This window comes from Actinoplanes ianthinogenes, from assembly GCF_018324205.1.
Lineage (GTDB): Bacteria > Actinomycetota > Actinomycetes > Mycobacteriales > Micromonosporaceae > Actinoplanes > Actinoplanes ianthinogenes.
In genome coordinates this window covers 6,971,650-6,993,112 of sequence record NZ_AP023356.1, presented here as the reverse complement: position 1 = coordinate 6,993,112, position 21,463 = coordinate 6,971,650, and the positions used below count along the sequence as shown (strand labels likewise).

Sequence of the window (21,463 nt, the reverse complement as noted above, 5' to 3'; positions counted from 1 at the left end):
TCACTCGTAGGCCGGGACCGGTGGTGGTGCGGTCATCCGGTTGCGGACGGAGAGGTAGACCGGCACGCCGAGCAGGAACGCGCCGCCGGCCATCAGGAACGGACCCCAGACCACGTACCAGTGCTCCTGTCCGGTGTTGCGCGAGTACCAGACGAACAGGATCGAGAAGATCAGGCTGAGCAGCGCGATCGTGGAGTCCCGGGCGAACCGCGCGCCGTTGCCCGCGCGGCGGTCCTGGACGCGCCACTTGAGCTGGGCGAGGGCGGAGAACGCGTACGGGATGGCCGCGGTGATCCCGGTCATCAGCACCAGCGTGTTGAAGACCGTGGCCCCGCTGGCGCCCATGTAGCTGACCACCATCGCCAGGCTGCCGAGAATCGTCGACGAGAGGATGCCGGCGGTCGGCACCCCGCGCCGCGAGACCTTGCCGAAGACGGCCGGGAACACCCCGTCCTTCGCGGCGGCCAGCGGCATCTCGGCGCAGATCATGGTCCAGCCGTTGAGCGCGCCGAACCCGGAGACGATCACCGCGAGGGCGGTCAGGTCGCCGGCCCAGGTGCCCCCGCCGGCCATCAGGTTGGCGGCGACCGAGTACGACGCCTTGTCGCCGGCGAGCGTGGTGGCCGGCACGATGCCGAACACCGCGATCATCGAGAGCAGATAGACGACGGCGGCGCCGAGCGTCCCGAGCACGGTGGCCTTGGGCACGTTCCGGGCCGGGTCGCGGACCTTGGCGGCGGCCACCGCGGCGCACTCCACGCCGAGGTAGCTGAACAGGCAGATCGCCATGGCGCTGCCGATCGCCGTCCAGTCGCTGTCACCGCTGAGGTTGGCCGGCGTGTAGTTGGCGGTGCTGATGAAGAACAGGCCCGCGGTCGACATGATCACCAGCGGGATGAACTTGATGACGGTGGTCCAGAGCTGGACGGCGCCCATGTTCTGCACACCGGTCAGGTTGATCAGCGCCGGGATCCAGAGGCCGACGAGCGCGATCACGATGGACCAGGCGGTCTTGCCGTCCTGGTTGATGAAGTGCTCGACGTAGAAGACCCAGCCGGTGACGATCGCGGCGTTCCCGGCCCAGGCGGTGATCCAGTACGACCAGGCGTTGGCGAAACCGACCGTGTTGCCGAAGGCGGAGCGGGCGTACGCGTACGGCCCGCCGTCGGCCGGCACCCGCCGGGACAGCACGGCGAACATCAGCGCCAGGGCGAGGGCGCCGACCGTGGTCAGCGCCATCGCCAGGATGCTGATCGGGCCGATGCCGGAGAGCGAGTACGGCAGGTTGAAGATCCCGACGCCGATGATGGTGCCCAGGATCAGCGCGGTGGCCTGCGGCAGACCGAGCTTGCGGTCCACCGTCCTCTCCGGGGCGGTGGTCATGGCGCGGCCGGCTCGAAGCGGCCGAGCTCGTCCGCGCCCTTCTGGATCACGCCGTAGCTCGACTCGGGGACCGGTTGCCAGGTGCCCTCCAGGTCACCGAGCGGCTCGGAGACGACCAGCCGGGTCTCGTCGGAGACCTCCTGGAGCCGGGCGTTGTCCGGGTAGAGCCGCTTCAACGCGGAGGTCTCGGTGCTGTAGAACAGCGACCGGCTGTGCCCCTCGCTGGAGTAGCGGAACGCCCAGACCTTGTCCCCGTCCGTGGTGGCCACCGTCATCTGCAGCGGGTTCTCCACGTTGTGCGCGCTGCCCACCGCCTCGACCAGCCCGGCCATCCGCTCCACCGCGGCCACCGGCCGGTCCCGCAGGCCGAAGGTGAGCGCCAGGTGGAACATCACCTCGGAGTCGGTGGACCCGGCCAGCGACGGGTAGAGCCGCGGGTCGATGGCGAGCACCAGGTCGCGCTTGAGCTTGGCGAACTCGCGGATCGACCCGTTGTGCAGCCACAGCCAGTTCTCGTGCCGGAACGGGTGGCAGTTGGTCTGCTGCACCGCGGTGCCGGTGCTGGCCCGGATGTGCGCCAGGAACAGCGGCGACATCGTGGACCGGGCGATCTCCCGCAGGTTGGCGTCGCTCCAGGCCGGCCCCACGCCGCGGAACAGCGCCGGGTCGGCCGGGCCGTCCACCGGGTACCAGCCGACCCCGAACCCGTCGCCGTTGGTGGTCTCCACTCCCATCCGGGAGTGCATGCTCTGGTCGATCAGCGAATGTCGTGGTTTGTAGAGCAGTTCCTCGAGACGGATCGGGGTGCCTGAGTAGGCCAGCCAGCGACACATCGCGGGCTCCTTCCGATGTCGATGATGGTCATCGTCTCCGCGCGGGAGGCGGCGGGACTCACCCCGGCGGGGTGAGCTTCTTGAGACAGCCGCTCAGATATCGATAAACGTCGTCGGCGCCGACCAGCGGGCCCGGCTCCGGCCAATCCCGCGGGCGGATCAGCACCGGCCGGTTCTGCTGACCGCCGAGCCCGCCGTGGCAGCCGATCAGCTCCTCGAACGCCGCGACCTCCTGGCTGACCGGGTCCCACAGGCTGTTCACCACCAGGTCCCCGGTGTTCGCGAGGCGGTCGTGCCGGCGCAGGTCGTCGGCCGCGTGCGGCCCGAACCCGAGCAGCGGATCGACACCCAGGACGTGGTCGTCGTCCAGCCAGCGGCGCCCGTCCGGACCGAGGACGATCGGGCCCTCCCGCTCCGAGCGGACCAGCACCCAGCCGATCCCGGGATGGGCGGTCAGCCCGGGCAGCAGCTCCGGGTAGCTCTCGGTGATCTCTTCGAGGGTCACCCGCCCCGGTCGCCGCGGGAAATAGACGAGAGCGAGATTTCCCGACGCCGCGACCACGAGCTCGGGACGGTCCGCCGTCCCTTCCGGTTCCGGCTTTCCGGTACGCCCGATGCCCGCCCGCAGGTTCCGCGCCCGCCCGGCCTGCTCGTCCTCGTCCGGCACCACCACGTCCTCGGTCGTGGTCAGCCGCGCCACCAGGTCCTCCAGCCGGATCCCGTACCGCTGCCGGAACGTCGACCCCTGGCTCTGCCCGTGGTCGGAGAGCACCACGAACCGGTACGGCCGGGGCGCCGCCGCCGCGACCTCCTCGAGGATGGCCAGCGCCGCGTCGATCCCCTCCAGCGACGCCAGCGACTCCGGCCGGGCCGGCCCGGCGTGGTGCGCGATCTCGTCGTAGTCGACGAAGTCGCAGTACACCGCCGGCGCCCCGCGCATCATCTGCTCGGCGAGCACGGCCAGGTTCAGGTGCCGCAGCAGCACGTTGGTGACGCCCCGGAGCAGCACGTACGACCAGATGCGGCGCATCCGCGGGCGGACCCGGCGCAGCCGCTGCCGGCGTGCCTGGTGCAGCTCCTTGACGATCTCGCCGACGGTCAGCACCAGCGAGCGGGTCAGGCCGAACGGGTCGAGCAGGTACGAGCTGACGTACCGGCGCGGACCGTTGCCGCGCCGGGCGGTGCTCATGGTGAGCAGCGAGGTCGGCGCGTCGCCGGAGAACACGTTGCTGACGCTCACCCCGCCGTCGGCGAGCAGCCCCTGCCCGTCCGAGCAGCGGCTCTCCACCAGCGCGGCGTCCTGCGGGTGGTTGGTGACGACCAGCCGGCCGGCGTCCTTCTCGTACCAGCGGAAGGCCGGGATCTGGGCGCTCGCCCCGTGCAGCAGGCCGGCCTGGCTGGCCGGGGTGGTGGCCGGCAGCTGGGCGTGCCACTCGGTCATCACGTGGCTGCCGCCGGACAGCCACCGGCCCAGGGTGGGCAGGTTGCCGGCGTCGACCGCCCAGCGCGCGAGCGGCGCGGAGAGCCCGTCGATCTGCAGGAACAGCACGCCCGGGACCTCGCTGGGCGGCACCTGTCTGCGGAAGCGCCGGTTGACCCGGAGGAGATGCTGGGTGACCGCGCCGTCCTGTCCCGCCGTGACCACCCAGAGGCCCACGCTCATCAGCGCCCCGCCGATCCAGGCCGCCCAGAAGGCCGCCCAGAACTCGGTCACGTGCACTCCCGGCGCCAGCAACAACGCGGCCCAGACCACCAGCGCCTGGCAGACCAGCCAGCCGGCCACCACGCCGGCCCAGCCGAGCGCCGAGAGCAGGCGCACCATGATCGGCCGGATGACCGCACCGAGCGCGGTGACCAGGATCGCGACGGCCAGCACCGACCAGCCGTCGTCCGCGCTGATCCCGGGGAGCACGCCGATCGTCACGCCGACGACGGCCGTCCCGAGTCCGACCGTGACGAGAAGCTCCCTGACCCGCATGGCCACAGCGTCCCGGCCGCCCGGCGGCGCCACCTCACTCCGGCGGGGTGAACGCGGGCGGCGGGACCGCTCCGGGCGTACCCACATCGGTTTTCATTCCGGTGGGATGGGGCGACCCGGCGGTGGCTCGCGAACAGTGACCCACCGGGGGTGAACCGTGATGCCGGAACCGACCGAGTGGGACGCACGGATCCCGCGCTGGCTGCGGCCGCGGGCCGCGCTGTGGCTGGGCACCCGGGTCGGCAAGCTGACGCTGACCGGCCTCGGTGAGCTGGTCCGGGTGCAGATCTTCGACCGCGCGATGACCCTGGCCGCGCAGTCGTTCACCTCGATCTTCCCGCTGCTGATCATGCTGGCGGCGCTGATCGGGCCGCATTACCGGGAGCGGCTGGCCGGGGTGCTGCACCTGCCGGACAGCAGCGAGCGGCTGCTGCAGGACGCGATCGGCGGCAGCCACAGCAACGCGTTCGGCGTGGCCGGCTGCCTGATCGTGCTGCTGTCGGCGACCGGGCTGAGCCGCGCGCTGGTCCGTTCCTACCTGGTGGTGTGGCCGGTCGAGCAGAAGCCGGCCGGCGCCGCCGCGACCGGGCGGCAGATCGGCACCGTGGTGGTGCTGGTGGTGTTCCTGCTGTTCGCCCGGGTGCTGACCTGGCTGGCCTCGCTGCTGCCCGCGCCGAACGTCTCCGGGGTGCTGGTCGCGTTCGTCGCGGACTGCGCGCTGGCGATCCTGCTGCCCTGGCTGCTGCTCGGCCGGCGGGCCCCGAAGGGCCCGCTGCTGGCCGGCGGCGTGGTGTTCGGCCTGATGATGATCGCGGTGCGCGGCGCCGGGGCGATCTATCTGCCCCGGGCGCTGCAATCCAGCGCCGACAAGTACGGCACGATCGGGCTGGCGTTCACCTACATCGGCTGGCTGTACGTGCTCTCCTTCTGCCTGCTGCTGGCCGCGATCGTCGGCGGCCTGATCAGCCGGGAGTTCCTCACAGCAGCCCCAGCTGACGAGCCGTGACCACGGCCTCCCGGCGGCGGCCGGCGCCGAGCTTGCGATAGATCGAGCGCATGTGCGCCTTGACCGTGTTCACCGAGATCCCGAGGTTCTCGGCGATCTCCCCGGCGGTCAGCACGGTCGGCAGGTACTGCAAAACGTCGATCTCACGCTCGCTGAGCGGCCCGGCGACCGCGCCGCCGATCGTCGGGAACTCCCCGGTGATCTCGGCGAGCACGCTCTCCCCGGACGAGCCGACCGGCTCGGTCAGCCACTGCTGCCGCTCGGCCAGGACCAGCACCCGATCGGCGTCGAAGCGGCGGAACGGCCGCCGGATGTGCTGCGGCTCGGCCCCGGCGAGCGCGTGCGCCATCGCGTCGGCCGCGCGCTGGCCCCGGCCCTGCGCGTCGGCGGCGAGCGCGGTGAGCAGCCAGGCGGAGACCGAGGAGAGCCGGTCGGTGCCCTCCCGGACCCGGGCCAGCAACTCCTCGGCCTGGACCGGGTGGCCGGAGGCCTGCCAGGCCTGCGCCACCCGCAGCTGTTCGGCCGGGTACAGGCCGGCGCGGCCGGAGTAGCGGTCGAGCACCGCGTTCGGCCGGTTGCGGGCCAGATCGATCTCGCTGTGCGAGACGTCGAGGATCCGTTGCAGGATCGGCGCGACCAGGCCGGGGCCGGCCGCCTCGGCCACCCCGCCGAGCATCGCCCGGGCCGAGTGCGCCTCGCCGCGGTCGATCAGCAGGTAGGCCCGGACCACGCCGGAGAGCACGGCGATCGCCGCCTCCGGCTGCTCACCGGCCGCATGCAGGGCCCGCCGCAGCGCCTCCTCGGCCTCCGCCTCGCGACCCTGCTCCTGCTCGATCACCGCTTTGGCCAGGAAGGCCGAGGCGACCGGCGGCCGGTCCTCGGCGTCGACCCGGTGGGCCACCCCGACCGACGCGGCGACGTGCTCCTTCGCCTCGTTCAGCGAGCCCTGGATCACGCTGAGCAGCGCCAGATGCCCGAACGCGCTGATCTCGACGAGCGGCGTGCCGGCCGCCCGGGCGCCGGTGGCGGCCGCCCAGAGGTAGCGGTCGGCGTGGTCGAACTGGTCCGTCCAGAGCATCCCGATGCCCTTGTTGAGCAGGGACAGCGCCCGGTACTGCGGCATCGACGGCACCTGGTCCCAGCGCAACCGGCCCAGCTCGGCGAGCACCTCGGTGAAGGTCTCCGCCAGCTGCGGCATGTCGCCCCGCCAGCGGTACACGGTGACCGCCTCGACGATGGTCAGCGCCAGCCCGATCACCCGGCGGTCGTCGGCGCCGCGGCCGGCCAGCAGGGCCCGGGCCTGGGCGATCCGGGTGGCCACGCCGGCCACGTCGCCGAGCGCGTAGGTCTGCAACGCCGCGCAGAAGGTGAGCTCGGCGCTGTCGGTCAGCCGCTCGGCCGGGATCCGCCGGAGCAGCGCGATGAGGTCGGTGCGGTCCGACGAGCCGAACAGCGACATCCCGTAGTCGACCACCAGGCGGCTGACCAGCTGCCAGTCGCCGGCCGCGGCCGCGTGGTTGAGCGCGGCCAGCGGGCTGCCGAGCCGGGCGTGCCACTGGGCGGCGAGCAGGTGCAGCCGTGCCGGGGTGTCCGCCCGCTCGGCCGGCAGCCGGCGGCGCAGCGCGGCCCGGAACTGCTGGTGGTAGCGGAACCAGCCGTTGTTGCCGACCCGTTCGAGGAACAGATTCGCCCGTTCGAGGTCGGCCAGCACTTGGTCGGCGTTGCGCCGGCCGGTCAGCGCCTCGGCCAGGCCGCCGGAGATCCGGTCCGGCACGCTGGTCCAGAGCAGGAACTCGCGGACCTCCGCGGGCTGTCCGGCGAGCACCTCCCGGACCAGGTAATCGGCGGCCGCCTCGTCCGGGCCGACGCCGGGCGGCGCGTCCACCGCCAGCCGCAGCCCGGTCGCCCACCCCTCGGTGTTGCGGACCAGCTCGGCGAGTTTCTCCGGCGCGATCCGGCGGCCGCGCAGGGCCAGCAGCTCGCTCGCCTCGTCCATCTGGAAGGCCAGGTCGCGGGCCTTGATCTCGGTCAGCTCGCCGGCCGCCCGGAGCCGGTGCAGCGGCAGGTCCGGCTCGGTCCGGCTGATCAGCACCAGGCGCAGCCGCTCCGGCGGGTTCCGGATCAGGCCGCCGAGCCCGTCCAGCACCCGCGGGTCGGCGATCTCCTGGAGGTCGTCGAGGACCACGACGACCGGCCCGGGCATCGCGGCCAGCCCGGAGGACAGCCGGCGCAGGAAGGCCGGCGCGTCGATGGAGAGCACCGGGCCGCGGTCCGGGAGCGCGGTGCCGGGCCGGATCGCGCCGCTGGTGCGCAGGGCCAGCAGCAGGTCGGACCAGAACACGTACGGGTCGTTGTGCCCGGGCTCGCAGCTGAGCCAGGCGATCGGGCCGCCCATCGAGCGGGCCCCGGTCCAGGCGGAGGCCAGGGCGGTCTTGCCCCACCCCGGACCGGCGCAGATCAGCGTCACGGCGCGCCGGGCGCCGACGTCCATCGTCTCGGCCAGGCGGGTCCGCCAGATGACCCCCTGGGGCAGTCTCGGTCGAGCCACGCGTGCCGTACCTATGTGTGTAGGCGGACTGTTACCCGTCGTCTTCCGCATGGCGCCCCCAACCCCCGAATAGCGTCCTGGCCTGCATTCGGTCAACATCACTCTGTGTCACCGAATGTTGAAGCTTCACGCTGCGAGTCCCGCCCCCAAGACCACAGCCGTGACGATCAGTGCGCGACCGGTCGGGTCACCCCGACACCGAATCACAGGGAGTGCACGCGGAGCAACCCCCCGTATTTGCACTTTCCGCGCATTCAAACGTGCAACTTGCACGATCTTGGAAGATGTTCACCCGTGACGCGGGAGGTGCGCAACCCCCGCCAAGCGGTCTTCTAGAAGCATGTCGAACAGTAGCTACGCAAGTGACCGCGCCACCGGCTCCGACACCCCCGCCGCGCCCTCCACCGGCTGGGCGGGCCTGGTGGTGTTCGCCGGAGTGATGCTGCTGACCCTGGGTGTCTTCCAGGTCACCGAGGGTCTGGTCGCCCTGTTCAAGGACGACTTCTACCACGTGACACAGGGCGGCCTGGTGCTCCAGGTGAGCTACACCACCTGGGGCTGGCTGCATCTGGGTCTCGGCCTGCTCTCCCTGCTCGCCGCCACCGGCGTGTTCCTGGGCCGGATATGGGGCCGGGTGATCGGCATCCTGATCGCCTTCCTCGGCGCTCTGCTGCACTTCATGTTCGTCGCCGCCCAGCCGGTCTGGGCCGCCATCCTGATCGGCATGGACGTGCTGATCATCTACACCCTGGCCGCCCACGGCGGTGCGGTGCGCAGGGAGAACTAGGGATCGGGCTGGCCCTGGTGGCCCTTTCGGGTCGCCCGACAGGGCCACCAGCACCAGCTCGTCACTCTCGCGTCGCCGAGCGATCCACGAGACCACGGTTCCTAGATCAGGTTCAGTGCGCGGGCCCGGCGTACCGCCTCGTTGCGCCGGGACGCGGAGAGTTTCCGCAGGATGCTGCGGACGTGGGTCTTCACGGTGTTGACCGAGACGTACATCGAGGCGGCGATCTCCTCGGTGGGCAGCATCTCCGCCATGCCGCGCAGCACGTCCAGCTCCCGCTTGCTGAGCGCCTCCACCACCACCGGCTCGCTGACCGACGCGGTGCCGGCCGGGCCGCCCAGCGCCGCCAGCTTCTCGTCGTCGCGCAGCACCCGCCGCAGCGCGCCCCATACCTGGTGCACCGGCCGCCGGACGTTCTCCGGACCGGCCACCCGCAGTGCCCGGCGCAACGCCTCCCGCGCGCCGGCCGCGTCGTCCGCGCTGGCCGCCAGCATGGCCAGCAGCAACCAGGCGTCCAGAGCCACCGGCGTCGCCACCCCTGCGGCGTCGGCGACCGTCCGGGCGACCTCGTGTGCTCGCGACGCGTCGCCGCGAGCCAGCGCGAGCCCGGCCTCCACCACGGCCACATCGGCGGTGCGGGAGTGCGTGTGGGCGAGCAGAACCTCCGCGGCGTCGTCCAGCCGGGCGGCGCCGATCAGCAACCGGGCCCGGCCCAGGTCGATCTCCCGGCGCAGCCAGGGCGGTGCGGCCGGGATCGGGATCAGCGCGTTCAGCGCGCCCCGGAGCTCGCCGCGGACCTGGAGACGGCGGGACTTGACCACGGCGTGCGCGGCGACCGCGAGGGGATCCTCGCCGAGGTGCGCGGACCTCAGGTGCCGGTCGGCGGCCTCGATGTCGTACCGCTCCAGGGCCACCCAGGCGAGCGCCACCTCGGCGGCGCCCGGCCGGTGCTCCCGGTCCATCCCGCACTGTAGGGCCAGGTCCAGGGCCTGCCGCGCCGCGGTCTCGGCCCGGCCCAGCCGGCCCCGGTACGCCTCCAGCACCGCGACCGCCCGCAGACACTCCACCTTGAGCGCCTCACACCCGGCCGGAGCCGCCGTGACGGCATCGGCCAGCACCGTCACCGCCCCGTTGACGTCGCCGCATGCGCTGCGCGCCCGTCCCTCGGCGGCCAGCAGCACCGCCCGCAGCTCGGGACGCCGGACCAGCTTGCGGGCCGGGGCCACGGCCAGGAACGCGGTCGCCACCGGCGCCAGCTCGTCCACCTGTTCCGGCTCCGGGCCGTCGGCCAGCAGCAGCAACCGCATCAGGAAGCAGGCCAGTGTGACGCCCTCGCCGCAGTCGCTGCCCTGGATCGCCAGCAGGTTGCCGGCCAGCGTGAACAGCTCGCGTGCCTCGTCCGGGCGGCCGTCGCCCCAGGCCAGGGCCGAGCGGACCAGCACCACCTCGGGCAGGTCCAGGTGCTCGGGCAGAGCGGCGAGCTGCTCGCCGAGCCGGCCGGAGGTGCCCTCGATGACGAGGCGGCCGACCGCGAAGTCCTCGATCACCATGGCCGCGGCGGTCCCCCAGTCGCCGGCCACGACCGAGTGCCCGACCGCGTCGGTGAGCCGGCCGTGCTGGGACAGCCAGCGCGCGGCCCGCTGGTGCAGCACCGCGATCTGCTCCGGCTCGACCCAGGAGAGCTGGGCTCGCAGCAGCTCGGCGAAGAGCCGGTGATAGCGGTACAGCTCGGCCCCCTCGCCGACCGGCTGGATGAAAGCGTTCTCCCGGGTGAGCACCGCGAGCAGCCGGGCGGCGTCGGGCCGCGCGGTGACGGTGGCCGCCAGGTCCGCCGAGAACGTGTCCAGGATGCTGGTCTCCAGCAGGAACCGCCGCATCGCCGGGGACTGGGTGCGCAGCACCTCGCCGATGAAGTACTCGGCGATCGTCGATTCGTCCCCGGAGATCGCGCTGACCATCCGGGTGACGTCCGCACTGCCCTGCATCGCGCACGCACAGAGCCGGATCCCCGCGGCCCAACCCTCGGTGTGCTCGAGCAACGCGGCCAGGTCGGTCCCGCCGACCGGCACGCCGTGCAGATCCATCAGCCGGGACGTCTCCTCGGCGGTGAACGCCAGGTCCGCCGTGCGCACCTCCCGCAACTGCCCGGCCAGGCGGTAGCGGTACAGCGGCAGCGGCGGGTCCCACCGGCCGGCCAGCACGACCCGCAGCCCGCGGGCGTGGGCGAGCAGGAACTCCAGGCCGGAGGCCCACTCGCGGCCGGGCAGCTGGGCCGCCCCGTCGAGGACCAGCACCACCGGGGTGGGCTGCTCGTCGACCACCGCGGCCAGCCGGGCCAGGATCGCCCGGCTCGCGGCCGCGCCGGGCACGGCCGGCTCCGGGGCCGGCACGCCGGCCCGGCGCAGGCCCTCCAGCACGTACGACCAGAAGGTCGGCGCCGGTTCGTCACCGTTCTCCAGAGTGACCCAGGCGATCGGCCAGTCGACCGCGCGTGAGCGCACCCAGGAGGCGAGCAGTTGCGTCTTGCCGCTCCCGGCCAGGCCGGTCACGAGGGTGACGGGGCCGCGGACGCCCTCGCTCACCCGGTCCAGCAGTCCCGGCCGCGCCACCATGAACGGCGGTGCGGCCGGCACTGCGAACTTCGAGGCTAGAAGGGAACCAGATATGTCAGGCGTGTCAGTGATCTGGGCGATGGTCACGTTCGCTACCTCCGAGCCGACCCCGTTCGGATCTCCTCGTTCAGACTCGCGGCGGTGGCGCGGTGGCGCATCGTCCGGATCGGATAATCCGTGACCGTTAGTCCTGGTCCAGTTACTCGAAAGTTAAGACGTGTGATCCCCAAGGAGGCAGATCAACATAGAGACCGTCGGCCGCCAGCTCGCTGCCGGACCGCTCGAACACCCGGCCGTCCAAGTGATCCACCAGGCGCCACGCCCGTCCGGACAGGTCTGTCCACGGTAGTGCGACCCGGGCCTGGGACGGGTGCCCGGAGTAGTTGACCACCACCACCGCCCGGTCCCAGGACCAGGCCAGCAGATCCTGGTGCGTCCAGTTGTCCGCCCAGCCGTGTGTCTCCAGCAGCCGCCAGTCGCCGCGCCGCACCTTGGCGGCGATGCCGACCAGCCGCCGGTGGAACTCGCGCCGCCCGGCGTCGGCCGGCTCGTCGGGATAGCGCCCGAGGAACACCGGCAGGAAGGTCCGCCGCCCCTCGAACTCCCCGTCGTGCCAGAGCGTCCCGCCGGGCAGGGTGGCGGTCGCGACCGCCGCCGCCCGCTCCCGGGCGGGCGCGAAGGTGGCCGCGGCGCGCGGCTCGTCGTGGTTCTCCAGGAACCGGATCAGCCGGTCCTGGTAGTCCCGGCCGGCGGTGAGGTGCTTGCGGATCGCACCGGCGTCCTCGTGCACCAGCCGGTCGTAGAGCCGCTTGTCGTAGCAGTAGTCGAAGCCCTGCTGCTGCAACATCCACTCGGTGTCCCAGTACGCCTCGGCGATCAGCACGACGTCCGGGTGCCGCTCGCGCAGCTTGCCGATCAGCTCCGGCCAGAACTCGGTCTCCGGAGCCGGGCCGGCGTACTGTCCCCAGGTCCGCGCGAAGATCTCGTTGGTCAGCAGCATGGCCATGTCGCAGCGCATGCCGTCGCACTGCTCGGCGATGCTCGACATGGCGGCCAGGGTCGCCGCCCGCATCCCCGGGGAGAACGCGTTCAGCTGGGCCACGTCCGGCCAGGGCGGGAAGTACGGGTCCCGGCCGTGGGCGATGATCTTGCCACCGGCCTCGAACCCGTCCTCGGTGCCCTGCACGAACCAGTCCGGGTGGGAGAGCACCGCGGGGTGATCCGGGGCCACGTGGTTCGGCACGTAGTCGAGGATCAGCTTCAGCCCGCGCTCGCGCAGCTCCCGGCGGGCGACGGCGAGACCGTCCGGCCCGCCGAGCCGGTCGTCGACCCGGTAGCGGCGGACACAGTACGGCGAGCCGACCACGTCCTCCGGCGTCAGGTCGGGCAGCGCGGCTCGGAACGCCCGCTGCAGCCCCTCGTTGGCCCGGGCCACCGCGAGCCCGGCCGGGCTGCGCTCCCAGACGCCCATCAGCCACACCCCGTCCAGGCCGGGCGTGGCGATCTCGTCCCAGATCTCGGCCGGCACGTCGGCCAGCGTGACCGGGCGGCCGAGCCGGCGGGCGACGCCGGTGAGCCAGGGCCAGGTGTCGATCTCGTAGATCGCCGGGGTGGGCGGCCAGGCGGTCATTGTTCCTCCCCCTGATCGGCGAACTTGCGGAAGACGCCGGTCATGCCGTGGTCGAGCAGTTGCCGGCCGGTCAGCCCGGCGAACAGGTTCGGGAAGACCGCCACGAGGCCGGTCCAGCCGGTCTGGTGCGCGGCACCGATGCCCGCCCCGTTGTCCCCGTGGAAGTACTCGGAGAACAGCATCAGGTCACGCCAGTGCTCGCCGGCGAACGTCCCCTGGCCACCGTAGCAAGGCCGGTGCCCCGCGGCGTCGGGCAGGAAGATCCGGGTGAGCCGGTCGGAGATCTCCCGGGCCACCTCGAAGAGCGTCATCTGCTGCCCGGAGCCGGTCGGGCACTCGACGGTGAAGTCGTCGCCGTACCCGACGTACAGGTTGAGCAGGGCCCGGATCATCAGCGCGTTCACCGGGAACCAGATCGGGCCGCGCCAGTTGGAGTTGCCGCCGAACATCCCGCTGTCCGACTCCGCGGGCTGGTAGGAGACCCGGTACACCTGGTCCTGCACCCGGAACTCGAACGGGTGCTCGGCGTGGTGCCGGGACAGGGCGCGGATGCCGTACGGACTGAGGAACTCGTTCTCGTCCAGCATCCGGGCCAGGATCCGCCGCAGCCTGCCCTCGTCGAAGAGGGAGAGCAGCCGCTGCCCGCGATGCCCGGTGGCGAGCACCGCCTTGACCTCCTCGTTGCGCCCGAGGAACGCGCGCATCTCCTCGAGAACCTCCGGATACCGGTCCACCACGTCGCGGTCGTACACGGTGGCGGCGGCCAGCGGCAGCAGCCCGACCATGGACCGCACCCGCAGCGGCATCGCCGTACCGTTGGTGCGCAGCAGGTCGTAGAAGAAGCCGTCCTCCTCGTCCCACATCGAGGCGCCGCCGCCGGCGTGGTTCACCGCCGCCGCGATCCAGGCGAAGTGCTCGAAGTAGGTCTGCGCCTGCTCCACGTACACCTCGTCGGTGGTCGCCAGCTCCAGCGCGATCTGGAGCATGTTCTGGCAGTACAGCGCCATCCACGCGGTCCCGTCGGCCTGGTCCAGGTGGCCGCCGGTGGGCAGCGGCGCGCTGCGGTCGAAGACGCCGATGTTGTCCAGGCCGAGAAATCCTCCCTGGAAGACGTTGCGCCCGTCCATGTCCTTGCGGTTCACCCACCAGGTGAAGTTCTTCGACAGCTTGTGGAAGGCGCGCTCCAGCCAGGCGTGGTCGCCCTTCCCGGTACGCGCCTTCTCCAGCTCGTAGACCAGGTAGGTGGCCCAGGCGTGCACCGGCGGGTTGACGTCGCTGAAGTTCCACTCGTACGCCGGGATCTGCCCGTTCGGGTGCAGGTAGCGGCGGCTGAGCAGCAGGTCGAGCTGGCCCTTGGCGAAACCGAGGTCGACGACGGCCAGGGCGACCGCGTGGAAGGCCAGGTCCCAGGCCGCGAACCAGGGGTACTCCCAGGTGTCCGGCATCGAGATGATGTCGTGCGCGTCCAGGTGGAACCAGTCGCCGTTGCGGATGTCGGGCGCGCCGAGCGGGTCCTTGCCGTGCTCGCGCAGCCAGCGCTCCACGTCGTAGCCGAAGTACTGCTTGCTCCACAGCATCCCGGCCAGCGCCTGCCGGGTCACCTGGCGCTCCGGCCCGCCCAGCGCGGGCGCGAACAGGCCGTCGTAGAACGTGTCCGCCTCGCCGCGGCGCGCCTCGACGATCGCGTCGAACTCCGCCTCGGTCAGGGTCCGCTGCCGGTCACCGAGAATCGTCCGGACGACCAGGGTCCCGCCCGCCGGGATCGTCCCGGACACCACCGCCGCGGCCTTGGTCCCGGCCTGCTCGGCGTTGACCGCCTCCTTCTCCCCGTGGATCAGGTAGCGCCCGAACGCGTCCTTGCGCCCGTCCGCGTTCTCGGTGAACAGCAGCGGATGGTCGCCGAGGCAGGTCCACCAGCGCGCGCCGAGCCGGTCGTGGTCGGCGCGCACCACGCCGCCGTCCAGCGCCCGCAGGCCCTCCCCGGCGCCGGTGGGACGGAACAAGACGGTCGGCAGCAGGTGCAGCTCGGCCGGCTCCGGCCCCCGGTTGTGCACGGTGATCCGGGTGAGGATCTCCTCCGGGCCGTCCTTGGCGTACTCGATCTCCACGTCGAAGTACCGCTCCTCGGCGAAGATCCCGGTGTCCAGCAGCTCGTACTCGAACTCGGAGAACCCCCGCGCCCGGTTGGTCTCGACCAGGTCGGTGTACGGGAACGCGGCGTGCGGATACTTGTAGACCATCCGCATGTACGCGTGGCTCGGCACCCCGTCGACGTAGAAGTAGTACTCCTTGAGGTCCTCGCCGTGGTTGCCCTCGGAGTTGGTCAGTCCGAAGAACCGCTCCTTGAGGATCGGGTCCTTCCCGTTCCACAGCGCCACCGCCAGGCAGAGCTGCTGCTGGTCGTCGCTGAACCCGCCGATCCCGTCCTCGCCCCACTTGTACGCCCGGGACCGTGACTGGTCGTGGGTCAGGTAGTTCCAGGCGTCCCCGCCCTCGCTGTAGTCCTCCCGGACCGTGCCCCACTGCCGTTCGCTGAGGTACGGCCCCCAGCGCCGCCAGTCCACGGCGCCGGTGTCGGCGTCCCGAAGTCGTCGCTGCTCGGCGTTCTCGCTTGCGCTCATACCGCCAAACTGAGCGGCGGAGGCTCAGCGGGCATCCTCCCGCAGGGCTGAAACCGCGTCCTCGACCGTGGGGAAGAAGTGCGCCGGGTCGATCGTCCGGGTCAGCTTGTACCGGTCGATCTTCTCCCGCACCCGGTCCTTCATCTCCGCGAAGACCAGCGAGATCCCCAGCTCGTTCAGCTCCTCGTCGAGCTCCTCCAGCATGTCCGCGGCGGTGGTGTCCACATCGGTGAGCGGCTCGGCGGCCACCACGATGTAGCGCGGTTTCGGTTCGGCGCGGGCCAGGGCGCGGACCTCCTCGCGGAACGTCCGCGCGTTCGCGAAGATCAGCGGCGCGTCGAACCGGAAGATCACCAGGCCGGGCACCAGCGCGGCGTCCGGGAAGGACCGGACGTCGTGGTATCCGTTGACGCCGGTCGGCCGGCCCAGCACCGTGAAGTACGGCCACCAGGCGCGGCGGAACACGTTGAGCACCGACAGGCCGACCGCGACCGCGATGCCGGGCAGCACGCCGAGCAGCGCGACGCCGAGGAAGGCCGCCGCGGCCAGGGAGAACTCCACCCGGCGCTGCCGCCACAGCCGGCGCATCCCGGCCAGGTCGGCGAGCGACAGCGAGGCGGCGATCACCACCGCGGCCAGGATCGGCTGCGGCAGGTTCTTCAGCAGGCCGGGCGCGAACACCAGCAGCAGGGTGATCGCGGCCGCGCCGACCAGCCCGGTGAGCTGGCTGCGGGCGCCGGCCTGGAAGGCCACCGCGGTCCGGGAGCCGCTGGTGCTGACCGGGAAGCCCTGGAAGAACGCGGCGCTCAGGTTGGCCGCGCCGATCCCCAGCATCTCCCGGTTGCCCTTGACTTCCTGATCGGTGCGGGCGGCGAAGGCGGACGCGGTGGAGATGGTGTCGGTGACCGAGACCAGGGTGATCCCGAGCGCGCCGGCGGCCAGCAGACCGAGGTCGTGCCAGCTCGCGTGCGGCAGGGTGAACGGCGGGAAGCCCTGCGGCAGCTCGCCGACCACGTCCACGTCGAGGCTGAACAGCGTCACCGCGAGGATCGCCGCCACCACGACGAGCAGAATGCCAGGAACTTTCGGGAAATATCGTCGCAAGAGAAGGATTATCGTCAGGCCACCGGCCCCGAGGGCGAGGGCGACGGGAACCGTCTCCCCGTTCGCCACCCCGCGCACGAAGCCGGCCGCCTCGGCGAACAGCCCGTCCGCGTCCACCGAGAACCCGAACAGTTTCGGCAACTGGCCGATCAGGATGGTCAGGGCCAGCCCGTTCATGTAGCCGAGCTGGGTGGGATGGGACAGCAGGTCGGCGACGAAGCCGAGCTTGGCCACCGCGGCGACGGTCATCATCACACCGACCAGCAGCGCCAGCATCGAGGCCAGCGCGACCGGGTCGGCGCCGGAGGCGGCCACGATCGGCACGATCACCGCGGCGATCATCGGCCCGAGCGACGAGTCCGGGCCCAGTACCAGCACCTTGGACGGGCCGATCAGCGCGTAGGCGACCAGGCACAGGATGCTCGTGTAGAGCCCGGTGATGGCCGGCAGCCCGGCCAGCTCCGCGTACGCCATGCCCTGCGGCACCAGCAGCGTGGTCAGCACCAGGCCGGCGATCAGATCCCGGCCGGCGTGCCGGCGTTCCACCTGGAAAACGCCGCCCAGCCAGGCCGGGCGGCGCCGATTCTCCACAGTGAGGACCTTACTGGGCGGTGCCGCCGTGCAGGGCCTCCTGGAGCTCCTCCTCGGTCTCCTTCGGCAGCGAGGACTTGAGGACCGTGCCGCCGAACTTGCTCAGCGCCTCGACCGCCTTGTCCGGCGTCACCGACTCGACCACGAGGAACAGCGCCGAGGTGCCCGGCTGGAGCTCCTCACGGATCCGCTCCTGGAACTCCTTGTTGATCGCGTTCTTCGCGATCTTGCCGGTCAGGGCGCCGAGGCCCGCGCCGACCGCCATGCCGAGCACCGGGATGAAGAAGAGCATGCCGAACAGCAGACCCCAGAACATTCCCCACGTGGCCCCGCCGCCCACCGCGTGATGGTTCGTCGTGACGTGGAACTTGCCCTCACGGTCCCGGATGATCACGGCGATCGCGTCCGGCTGGATGATCAGATCCTTGGCGAGCCGGTCGGCCTCCAGCGACGCCGCTGTCGCGGTGGTCTCGTCGGGGTAACCGATGGCGACCAGTGTTGACATGTCGTGCTCCTTCCGCATCGTGTCGCCACCGTGGCGCGGCCCGGCGGCGTGATGCCCAGTCAGCCACGGCGCGCCGCGTCCCTCCTCATTCCGGACGGATGACTTCTCCCGATTCGCCGACCGCTGCCGGGATCTCTCATCCCCGGTGGGCGATGCATCGGTACGCCCCGGGCCGCGAGTGTCTTCAGGAGCGTCTATTTCCGTACGAGGGGAGCAGGTCATGCAGGAGCGATACGAGATCCGGGTGCGCGGCTTCCTCGGCCCGTTGCTCCGTAGAACCCTCGGTGATCTGCGGGTGCGTCCCATCCCCCGGCAGAGCACCATCAGCGGCCGGCTCTCCGACGACGACTTGGAACGTCTGCTCACCCGCTTGGACAAGTCCGGCGTCCAGGTGGTCTGCCTCACCTCCCTGGGAGAGACCCGATGACTACTTCGAACACCAGTTACGCCCGGCCGCAGCAGTCGCCGTGGGTGGGCATGGTCCTCTTCTCCGGCGTGCTGCTGATCCTGCTCGGCGCCTTCCAGGTGATCGACGGCCTGGTCACGCTGTTCCGCGACGACATCAAGCAGGCCACCGCCGACCACCTGGCCATCCCGATCAACTTCACCGCCTGGGGCTGGACGCATCTGATCCTGGGCGCGCTCACCGTTCTGGTCGGGATCGGGGTGCTGCGCGGCAACACCTTCGCCCGCGCGGCCGCCGTCCTGCTCGCGATGGTCAGCACCTTCGCGAACCTGGTGTACCTGCCGGTCTACCCGTTCTGGTGCAGCATCGTCGTGGCGCTGAACATCATCTGCATCTACGCGATCGTGGCGCACGGCCGTGAGCTGCGCGCCTGACGCCCGCCCGGCCGGGGCCGCACGAGGAGGCGGCCCCGGCCGGGCCGGGTCATGAGCCGGCCAGTCGTGCGGCCGGGGCACCGCCGCAACGGGACGGCGCCCACGCCGGCCGCGATGCTGCCGCGCGGGGTGCTGGTGCTGCTCGGCTTCGCCTGCCTGGTGGTCGTGGTGGCCGGGCTGCGCTGGGTGTCCGACCTGGTCGGCCCGGTCTTCCTGGGGCTGATGCTGGTGGTCACGGTCAGCCCGCTGACCGACTGGCTGCGCCGTCGCAAGGTGCCCGGCTGGCTGGCCGCGCTCGCCACGGTGCTGGTCATCTACGCGATCCTGGTCGCGCTGGGCGGCGCCCTGGTGCTGTCGATCGCCGAGCTGGTCGACCTGATGCCGACGTACGCCCAGCAGTTCAGCGAGCTGCGCGACAGCATCGTCAGCGGTCTGGGCACCCTGGGGGTGAGCGCCGACCAGGTGCGCAGCGCGGTGGAGGGCGCCAACCCGACCTCGGTGGTGGACGCGATCGCGTGGCTGTTCGGCAGCCTGGCCTCGGTGTTCACGAACACCCTGTTCCTGGCGGCCGTGGTGCTGTTCATGTGCCTGGACGCGGTGGAGTTCCCGGCCCGGCTGCGGATCGTGGTCGGGGAACGGCCGCAGGTGGTCTCCGCGCTCCGCTCGTTCGCCTCGGGCACCCGCCGCTACCTGGTGGTCTGCACGGTGTTCGGGCTGATCGTGGCGGTCTTCGACACGCTGCTGCTGTGGGCGCTCGACGTGCCGCTGCCGCTGCTGTGGGGGTTGCTGTCGTTCATCACCAACTACATCCCGAACATCGGCTTCGTGATCGGCGTGATCCCGCCGGCCCTGCTCGGCCTGCTGCAGGGCGGACCGGAGCTGATGATCACCGTGATCGTGCTGTACTGCCTGGTCAACTTCATCATCCAGTCGGTGATCCAGCCCAAGGTGGTGGGCGACGCGGTGGGCCTGTCGACGACCATCTCGTTCCTGGCGCTCATCTTCTGGGCCTGGGTGCTGGGCGGGCTCGGCGCGCTGCTGGCCATCCCGCTGACCCTGCTGGCCAAGGGTCTGCTGGTCGACATCGACCCGAGCACGCGGTGGATGAACGTCCTGCTCTCCGATTCCCCCGCGCAGGATGAGGCTCCGGCCACACCGGCACCGCAACCATGACGGCATGACGACCTTCACGGTATGGAAGTACGACGATCCGAAGGGCGCCGAGCACGCGTTCGACGCCATCAAGTACGCGGCCGCGGACGATCTGGTGAAGATCGTCGACCACGCGATCGTGTCCTGGCCTCAAGGAGCGAGCAAGCCGGACACCCACCACGCCCACGACCGCACCTGGCGCGGCACCGGCTGGGGCGCGTTCTGGGGCGTGGTGCTCGGCAGCCTGTTCTTCATCCCGGTGATCGGCGGCGTGGTCGGCGCCGGAGTGGGCGCGCTCGCCAAGGCCACCGAGGGGACCGGCATCGACCGGGAGACCCTGGAGAAGATCCGGCTCGAGGTCACCGAGGGCACCTCGGCACTGTTCCTGGTCACCGAGAACAGCAACCTGGACCGGCTCGGTGAGCGGTTCCACGGCCTGGGCAACAAGCTGATCGCCACCAACCTGACCGACGAGGAGCGCGAAGAACTGCTCGAGACGTTCGGCGACCACCGTCCATGAGCACCGTCGCAGCCGGTCCGCCGGCGCGCGCCGAAGCCGGTCGAGCGGCCCGCGAACGGGCCCCGCTCGACCGGCACGGCTCGTTCCAGCCCGCCTCCGATCGCCCGGATCCGGTGGACCTGCTCTTCGCCCAGGAGGCGACCCGACTGCCCGAGCTGCTGGACCTGCGGCACAAGCGGATGCGGGCGTCGCCGCTCGCGTTCTACCGCGGGGCGGCCGCCGTGATGGCCGCCGACCTCGCCGCCCAGCCGCACTCGGGCCTGACCGTCCAGCTCTGCGGAGACGCCCACCTGTACAACTTCGGGCTGTTCGCCTCGCCGGAGCGGCGACTGGTCTTCGACCTCAACGACTTCGACGAGACGTTCCCCGGTCCGTTCGAGTGGGACGTGAAACGGCTGCTGGCCAGCGTGGCGCTGGCCGGCCGGGCCAACGGATTCGGCCGCCGGGACCGGGCCTGGATCCTGCGGGCCACCGCCCGGCGTTACCGGGAGGCGATGGCCGGCTTCGCCAAGCTCGGCGAGCTGGACGTCTGGTACGCCCACGCCGACGTGGACGACCTCACCTCCCGGCTGGACAAGCAACGCCGCCGGAAGGTGGCCGAGGTGGGCGCCAAGGCCCGGTCCCGGACCAGTCTCCAGGCGTACCGGAAGCTGACCGAGTCGGTCGGTGGCCGGCGGCGGATCGTCGCCGACCCGCCGCTGCTGGTCCCGGTCGCCGACCTGCTCCCCGAGGTGGAACGGGAACAGCTGGAGGAGCAGATCCGCGGGCTGCTGGCGGAGTACCGGGAGACGCTGGTCGAGGACCGGCGGCACCTGTTCGACGCGTACCGGTTCGTCGACCTGGCCCGCAAGGTGGTCGGTGTGGGCAGCGTCGGCACCCGCTGCTGGATCGTCCTGCTCACCGGGCGGGACGACACCGATCCGCTGCTCCTTCAGGTGAAGGAGGCGACCCGGTCGGTGCTCGGCCCGGACACCCCGGATCCGATCGGCGAGGGGCACCGGGTGGTGGCCGGGCAGCGGCTGATGCAGGCCACCAGCGACATCTTCCTGGGCTGGGACCGGATCGAGGGCTTCGACGGGAAGACCCGGGACTTCTACGTCCGCCAGCTGCGCGACTGGAAGGGCTCGGTGACCACCGAGGAGATGGTTCCGGAGGGGCTGCGGGCGTACTCGGAGCTCTGTGCCTGGACCCTGGCCCGGGCGCACGCCCGCAGCGGCGACCGCATCGCGATCGCCGCGTACCTGGGCCGCAGTGACCGCTTCGACCGGGCGCTGGCCGACTTCGCCGAGTCCTACGCCGAGCAGACCGAACGCGACCACGCGGCCTTCAAGACCGCCACCAAGTCCTGACCCC

General features: G+C 71.6%; 16 protein-coding genes. 7 read left to right on the top strand and 9 right to left on the bottom strand.

Going from position 1 to position 21,463, the window contains the following annotated elements:
• Genes Aiant_RS31815 through Aiant_RS31805 form a run of 3 tightly spaced genes read right to left on the bottom strand, consistent with a single transcriptional unit; the run spans position 1 to position 4,194 of the window.
• A complete protein-coding gene (locus Aiant_RS31815; RefSeq protein ID WP_212846555.1) occupies positions 1-1,359 on the bottom strand; it encodes an amino acid permease in 1,359 nt (452 codons plus the stop codon).
• 20 nt (positions 1,360-1,379) lie between these two features.
• Positions 1,380-2,216 carry a class II glutamine amidotransferase gene (locus Aiant_RS31810; RefSeq protein WP_189333675.1) on the bottom strand — a complete coding sequence of 279 codons (837 nt, stop codon included), beginning with the start codon at positions 2,214-2,216 and terminating at the stop codon, positions 1,380-1,382.
• 58 nt (positions 2,217-2,274) lie between these two features.
• A complete protein-coding gene (locus Aiant_RS31805) occupies positions 2,275-4,194 on the bottom strand; it encodes a phage holin family protein (RefSeq protein WP_189333676.1) in 1,920 nt (639 codons plus the stop codon).
• Between the two features lie 160 nt (positions 4,195-4,354).
• Here Aiant_RS31805 and Aiant_RS31800 point away from each other — a divergent pair, with 160 nt between their 5' ends.
• A complete protein-coding gene (locus Aiant_RS31800) occupies positions 4,355-5,200 on the top strand; it encodes a YhjD/YihY/BrkB family envelope integrity protein (protein ID WP_189333677.1) in 846 nt (281 codons plus the stop codon).
• Here Aiant_RS31800 and Aiant_RS31795 read toward each other — a convergent pair.
• Positions 5,172-7,748 carry a winged helix-turn-helix domain-containing protein gene (locus Aiant_RS31795; RefSeq protein WP_229830771.1) on the bottom strand — a complete coding sequence of 859 codons (2,577 nt, stop codon included), beginning with the start codon at positions 7,746-7,748 and terminating at the stop codon, positions 5,172-5,174. The genes Aiant_RS31800 and Aiant_RS31795 overlap by 29 nt on opposite strands.
• A gap of 340 nt (positions 7,749-8,088) precedes the next feature.
• Here Aiant_RS31795 and Aiant_RS31790 point away from each other — a divergent pair, with 340 nt between their 5' ends.
• On the top strand, positions 8,089-8,535 hold the full coding sequence (locus Aiant_RS31790; protein ID WP_189333679.1) for a DUF7144 family membrane protein: 447 nt from the start codon (positions 8,089-8,091) through the stop codon (positions 8,533-8,535).
• Between the two features lie 101 nt (positions 8,536-8,636).
• Here the strand turns inward: Aiant_RS31790 and Aiant_RS46665 are convergent, their stop codons facing one another.
• The 5 genes from Aiant_RS46665 to Aiant_RS31765 form a co-directional block, all read right to left on the bottom strand.
• Entirely contained in the window at positions 8,637-11,168 is a 2,532-nt protein-coding gene (locus Aiant_RS46665) for a winged helix-turn-helix domain-containing protein (RefSeq protein WP_268248827.1), read from the bottom strand.
• Positions 11,169-11,346: 178 nt separating this feature from the next.
• Positions 11,347-12,777, bottom strand: a complete 1,431-nt coding sequence (locus tag Aiant_RS31780) for an alpha-amylase family protein (RefSeq protein WP_189333681.1) — start codon at positions 12,775-12,777, stop codon at positions 11,347-11,349.
• On the bottom strand, positions 12,774-15,398 hold the full coding sequence (locus Aiant_RS31775; RefSeq protein WP_189333682.1) for an MGH1-like glycoside hydrolase domain-containing protein: 2,625 nt from the start codon (positions 15,396-15,398) through the stop codon (positions 12,774-12,776). The genes Aiant_RS31780 and Aiant_RS31775 overlap by 4 nt, the downstream gene beginning before the upstream one ends.
• A 24-nt stretch (positions 15,399-15,422) precedes the next feature.
• Positions 15,423-17,093 carry a SulP family inorganic anion transporter gene (locus tag Aiant_RS31770; protein ID WP_189333683.1) on the bottom strand — a complete coding sequence of 557 codons (1,671 nt, stop codon included), beginning with the start codon at positions 17,091-17,093 and terminating at the stop codon, positions 15,423-15,425.
• Positions 17,094-17,103: 10 nt separating this feature from the next.
• On the bottom strand, positions 17,104-17,598 hold the full coding sequence (locus Aiant_RS31765; protein WP_189333684.1) for a DUF1269 domain-containing protein: 495 nt from the start codon (positions 17,596-17,598) through the stop codon (positions 17,104-17,106).
• 220 nt (positions 17,599-17,818) lie between these two features.
• Between Aiant_RS31765 and Aiant_RS31760 the strand changes: the two genes are divergently transcribed.
• Genes Aiant_RS31760 through Aiant_RS31740 form a run of 5 tightly spaced genes read left to right on the top strand, consistent with a single transcriptional unit; the run spans position 17,819 to position 21,459 of the window.
• Positions 17,819-18,025, top strand: a complete 207-nt coding sequence (locus tag Aiant_RS31760) for a hypothetical protein (RefSeq protein ID WP_189333685.1) — start codon at positions 17,819-17,821, stop codon at positions 18,023-18,025.
• Positions 18,022-18,438 (top strand): DUF7144 family membrane protein, encoded by a 417-nt coding sequence (locus Aiant_RS31755; protein WP_189333686.1) that lies wholly within the window; start codon positions 18,022-18,024, stop codon positions 18,436-18,438. The genes Aiant_RS31760 and Aiant_RS31755 overlap by 4 nt, the downstream gene beginning before the upstream one ends.
• A gap of 51 nt (positions 18,439-18,489) precedes the next feature.
• Positions 18,490-19,611, top strand: a complete 1,122-nt coding sequence (locus Aiant_RS31750; RefSeq protein WP_189333687.1) for an AI-2E family transporter — start codon at positions 18,490-18,492, stop codon at positions 19,609-19,611.
• Positions 19,612-19,615: 4 nt separating this feature from the next.
• Positions 19,616-20,110 carry a DUF1269 domain-containing protein gene (locus Aiant_RS31745; RefSeq protein ID WP_189333688.1) on the top strand — a complete coding sequence of 165 codons (495 nt, stop codon included), beginning with the start codon at positions 19,616-19,618 and terminating at the stop codon, positions 20,108-20,110.
• Positions 20,107-21,459, top strand: a complete 1,353-nt coding sequence (locus tag Aiant_RS31740; RefSeq protein ID WP_189333689.1) for a DUF2252 domain-containing protein — start codon at positions 20,107-20,109, stop codon at positions 21,457-21,459. The genes Aiant_RS31745 and Aiant_RS31740 overlap by 4 nt, the downstream gene beginning before the upstream one ends.
• Positions 21,460-21,463: the final 4 nt, after the last annotated feature.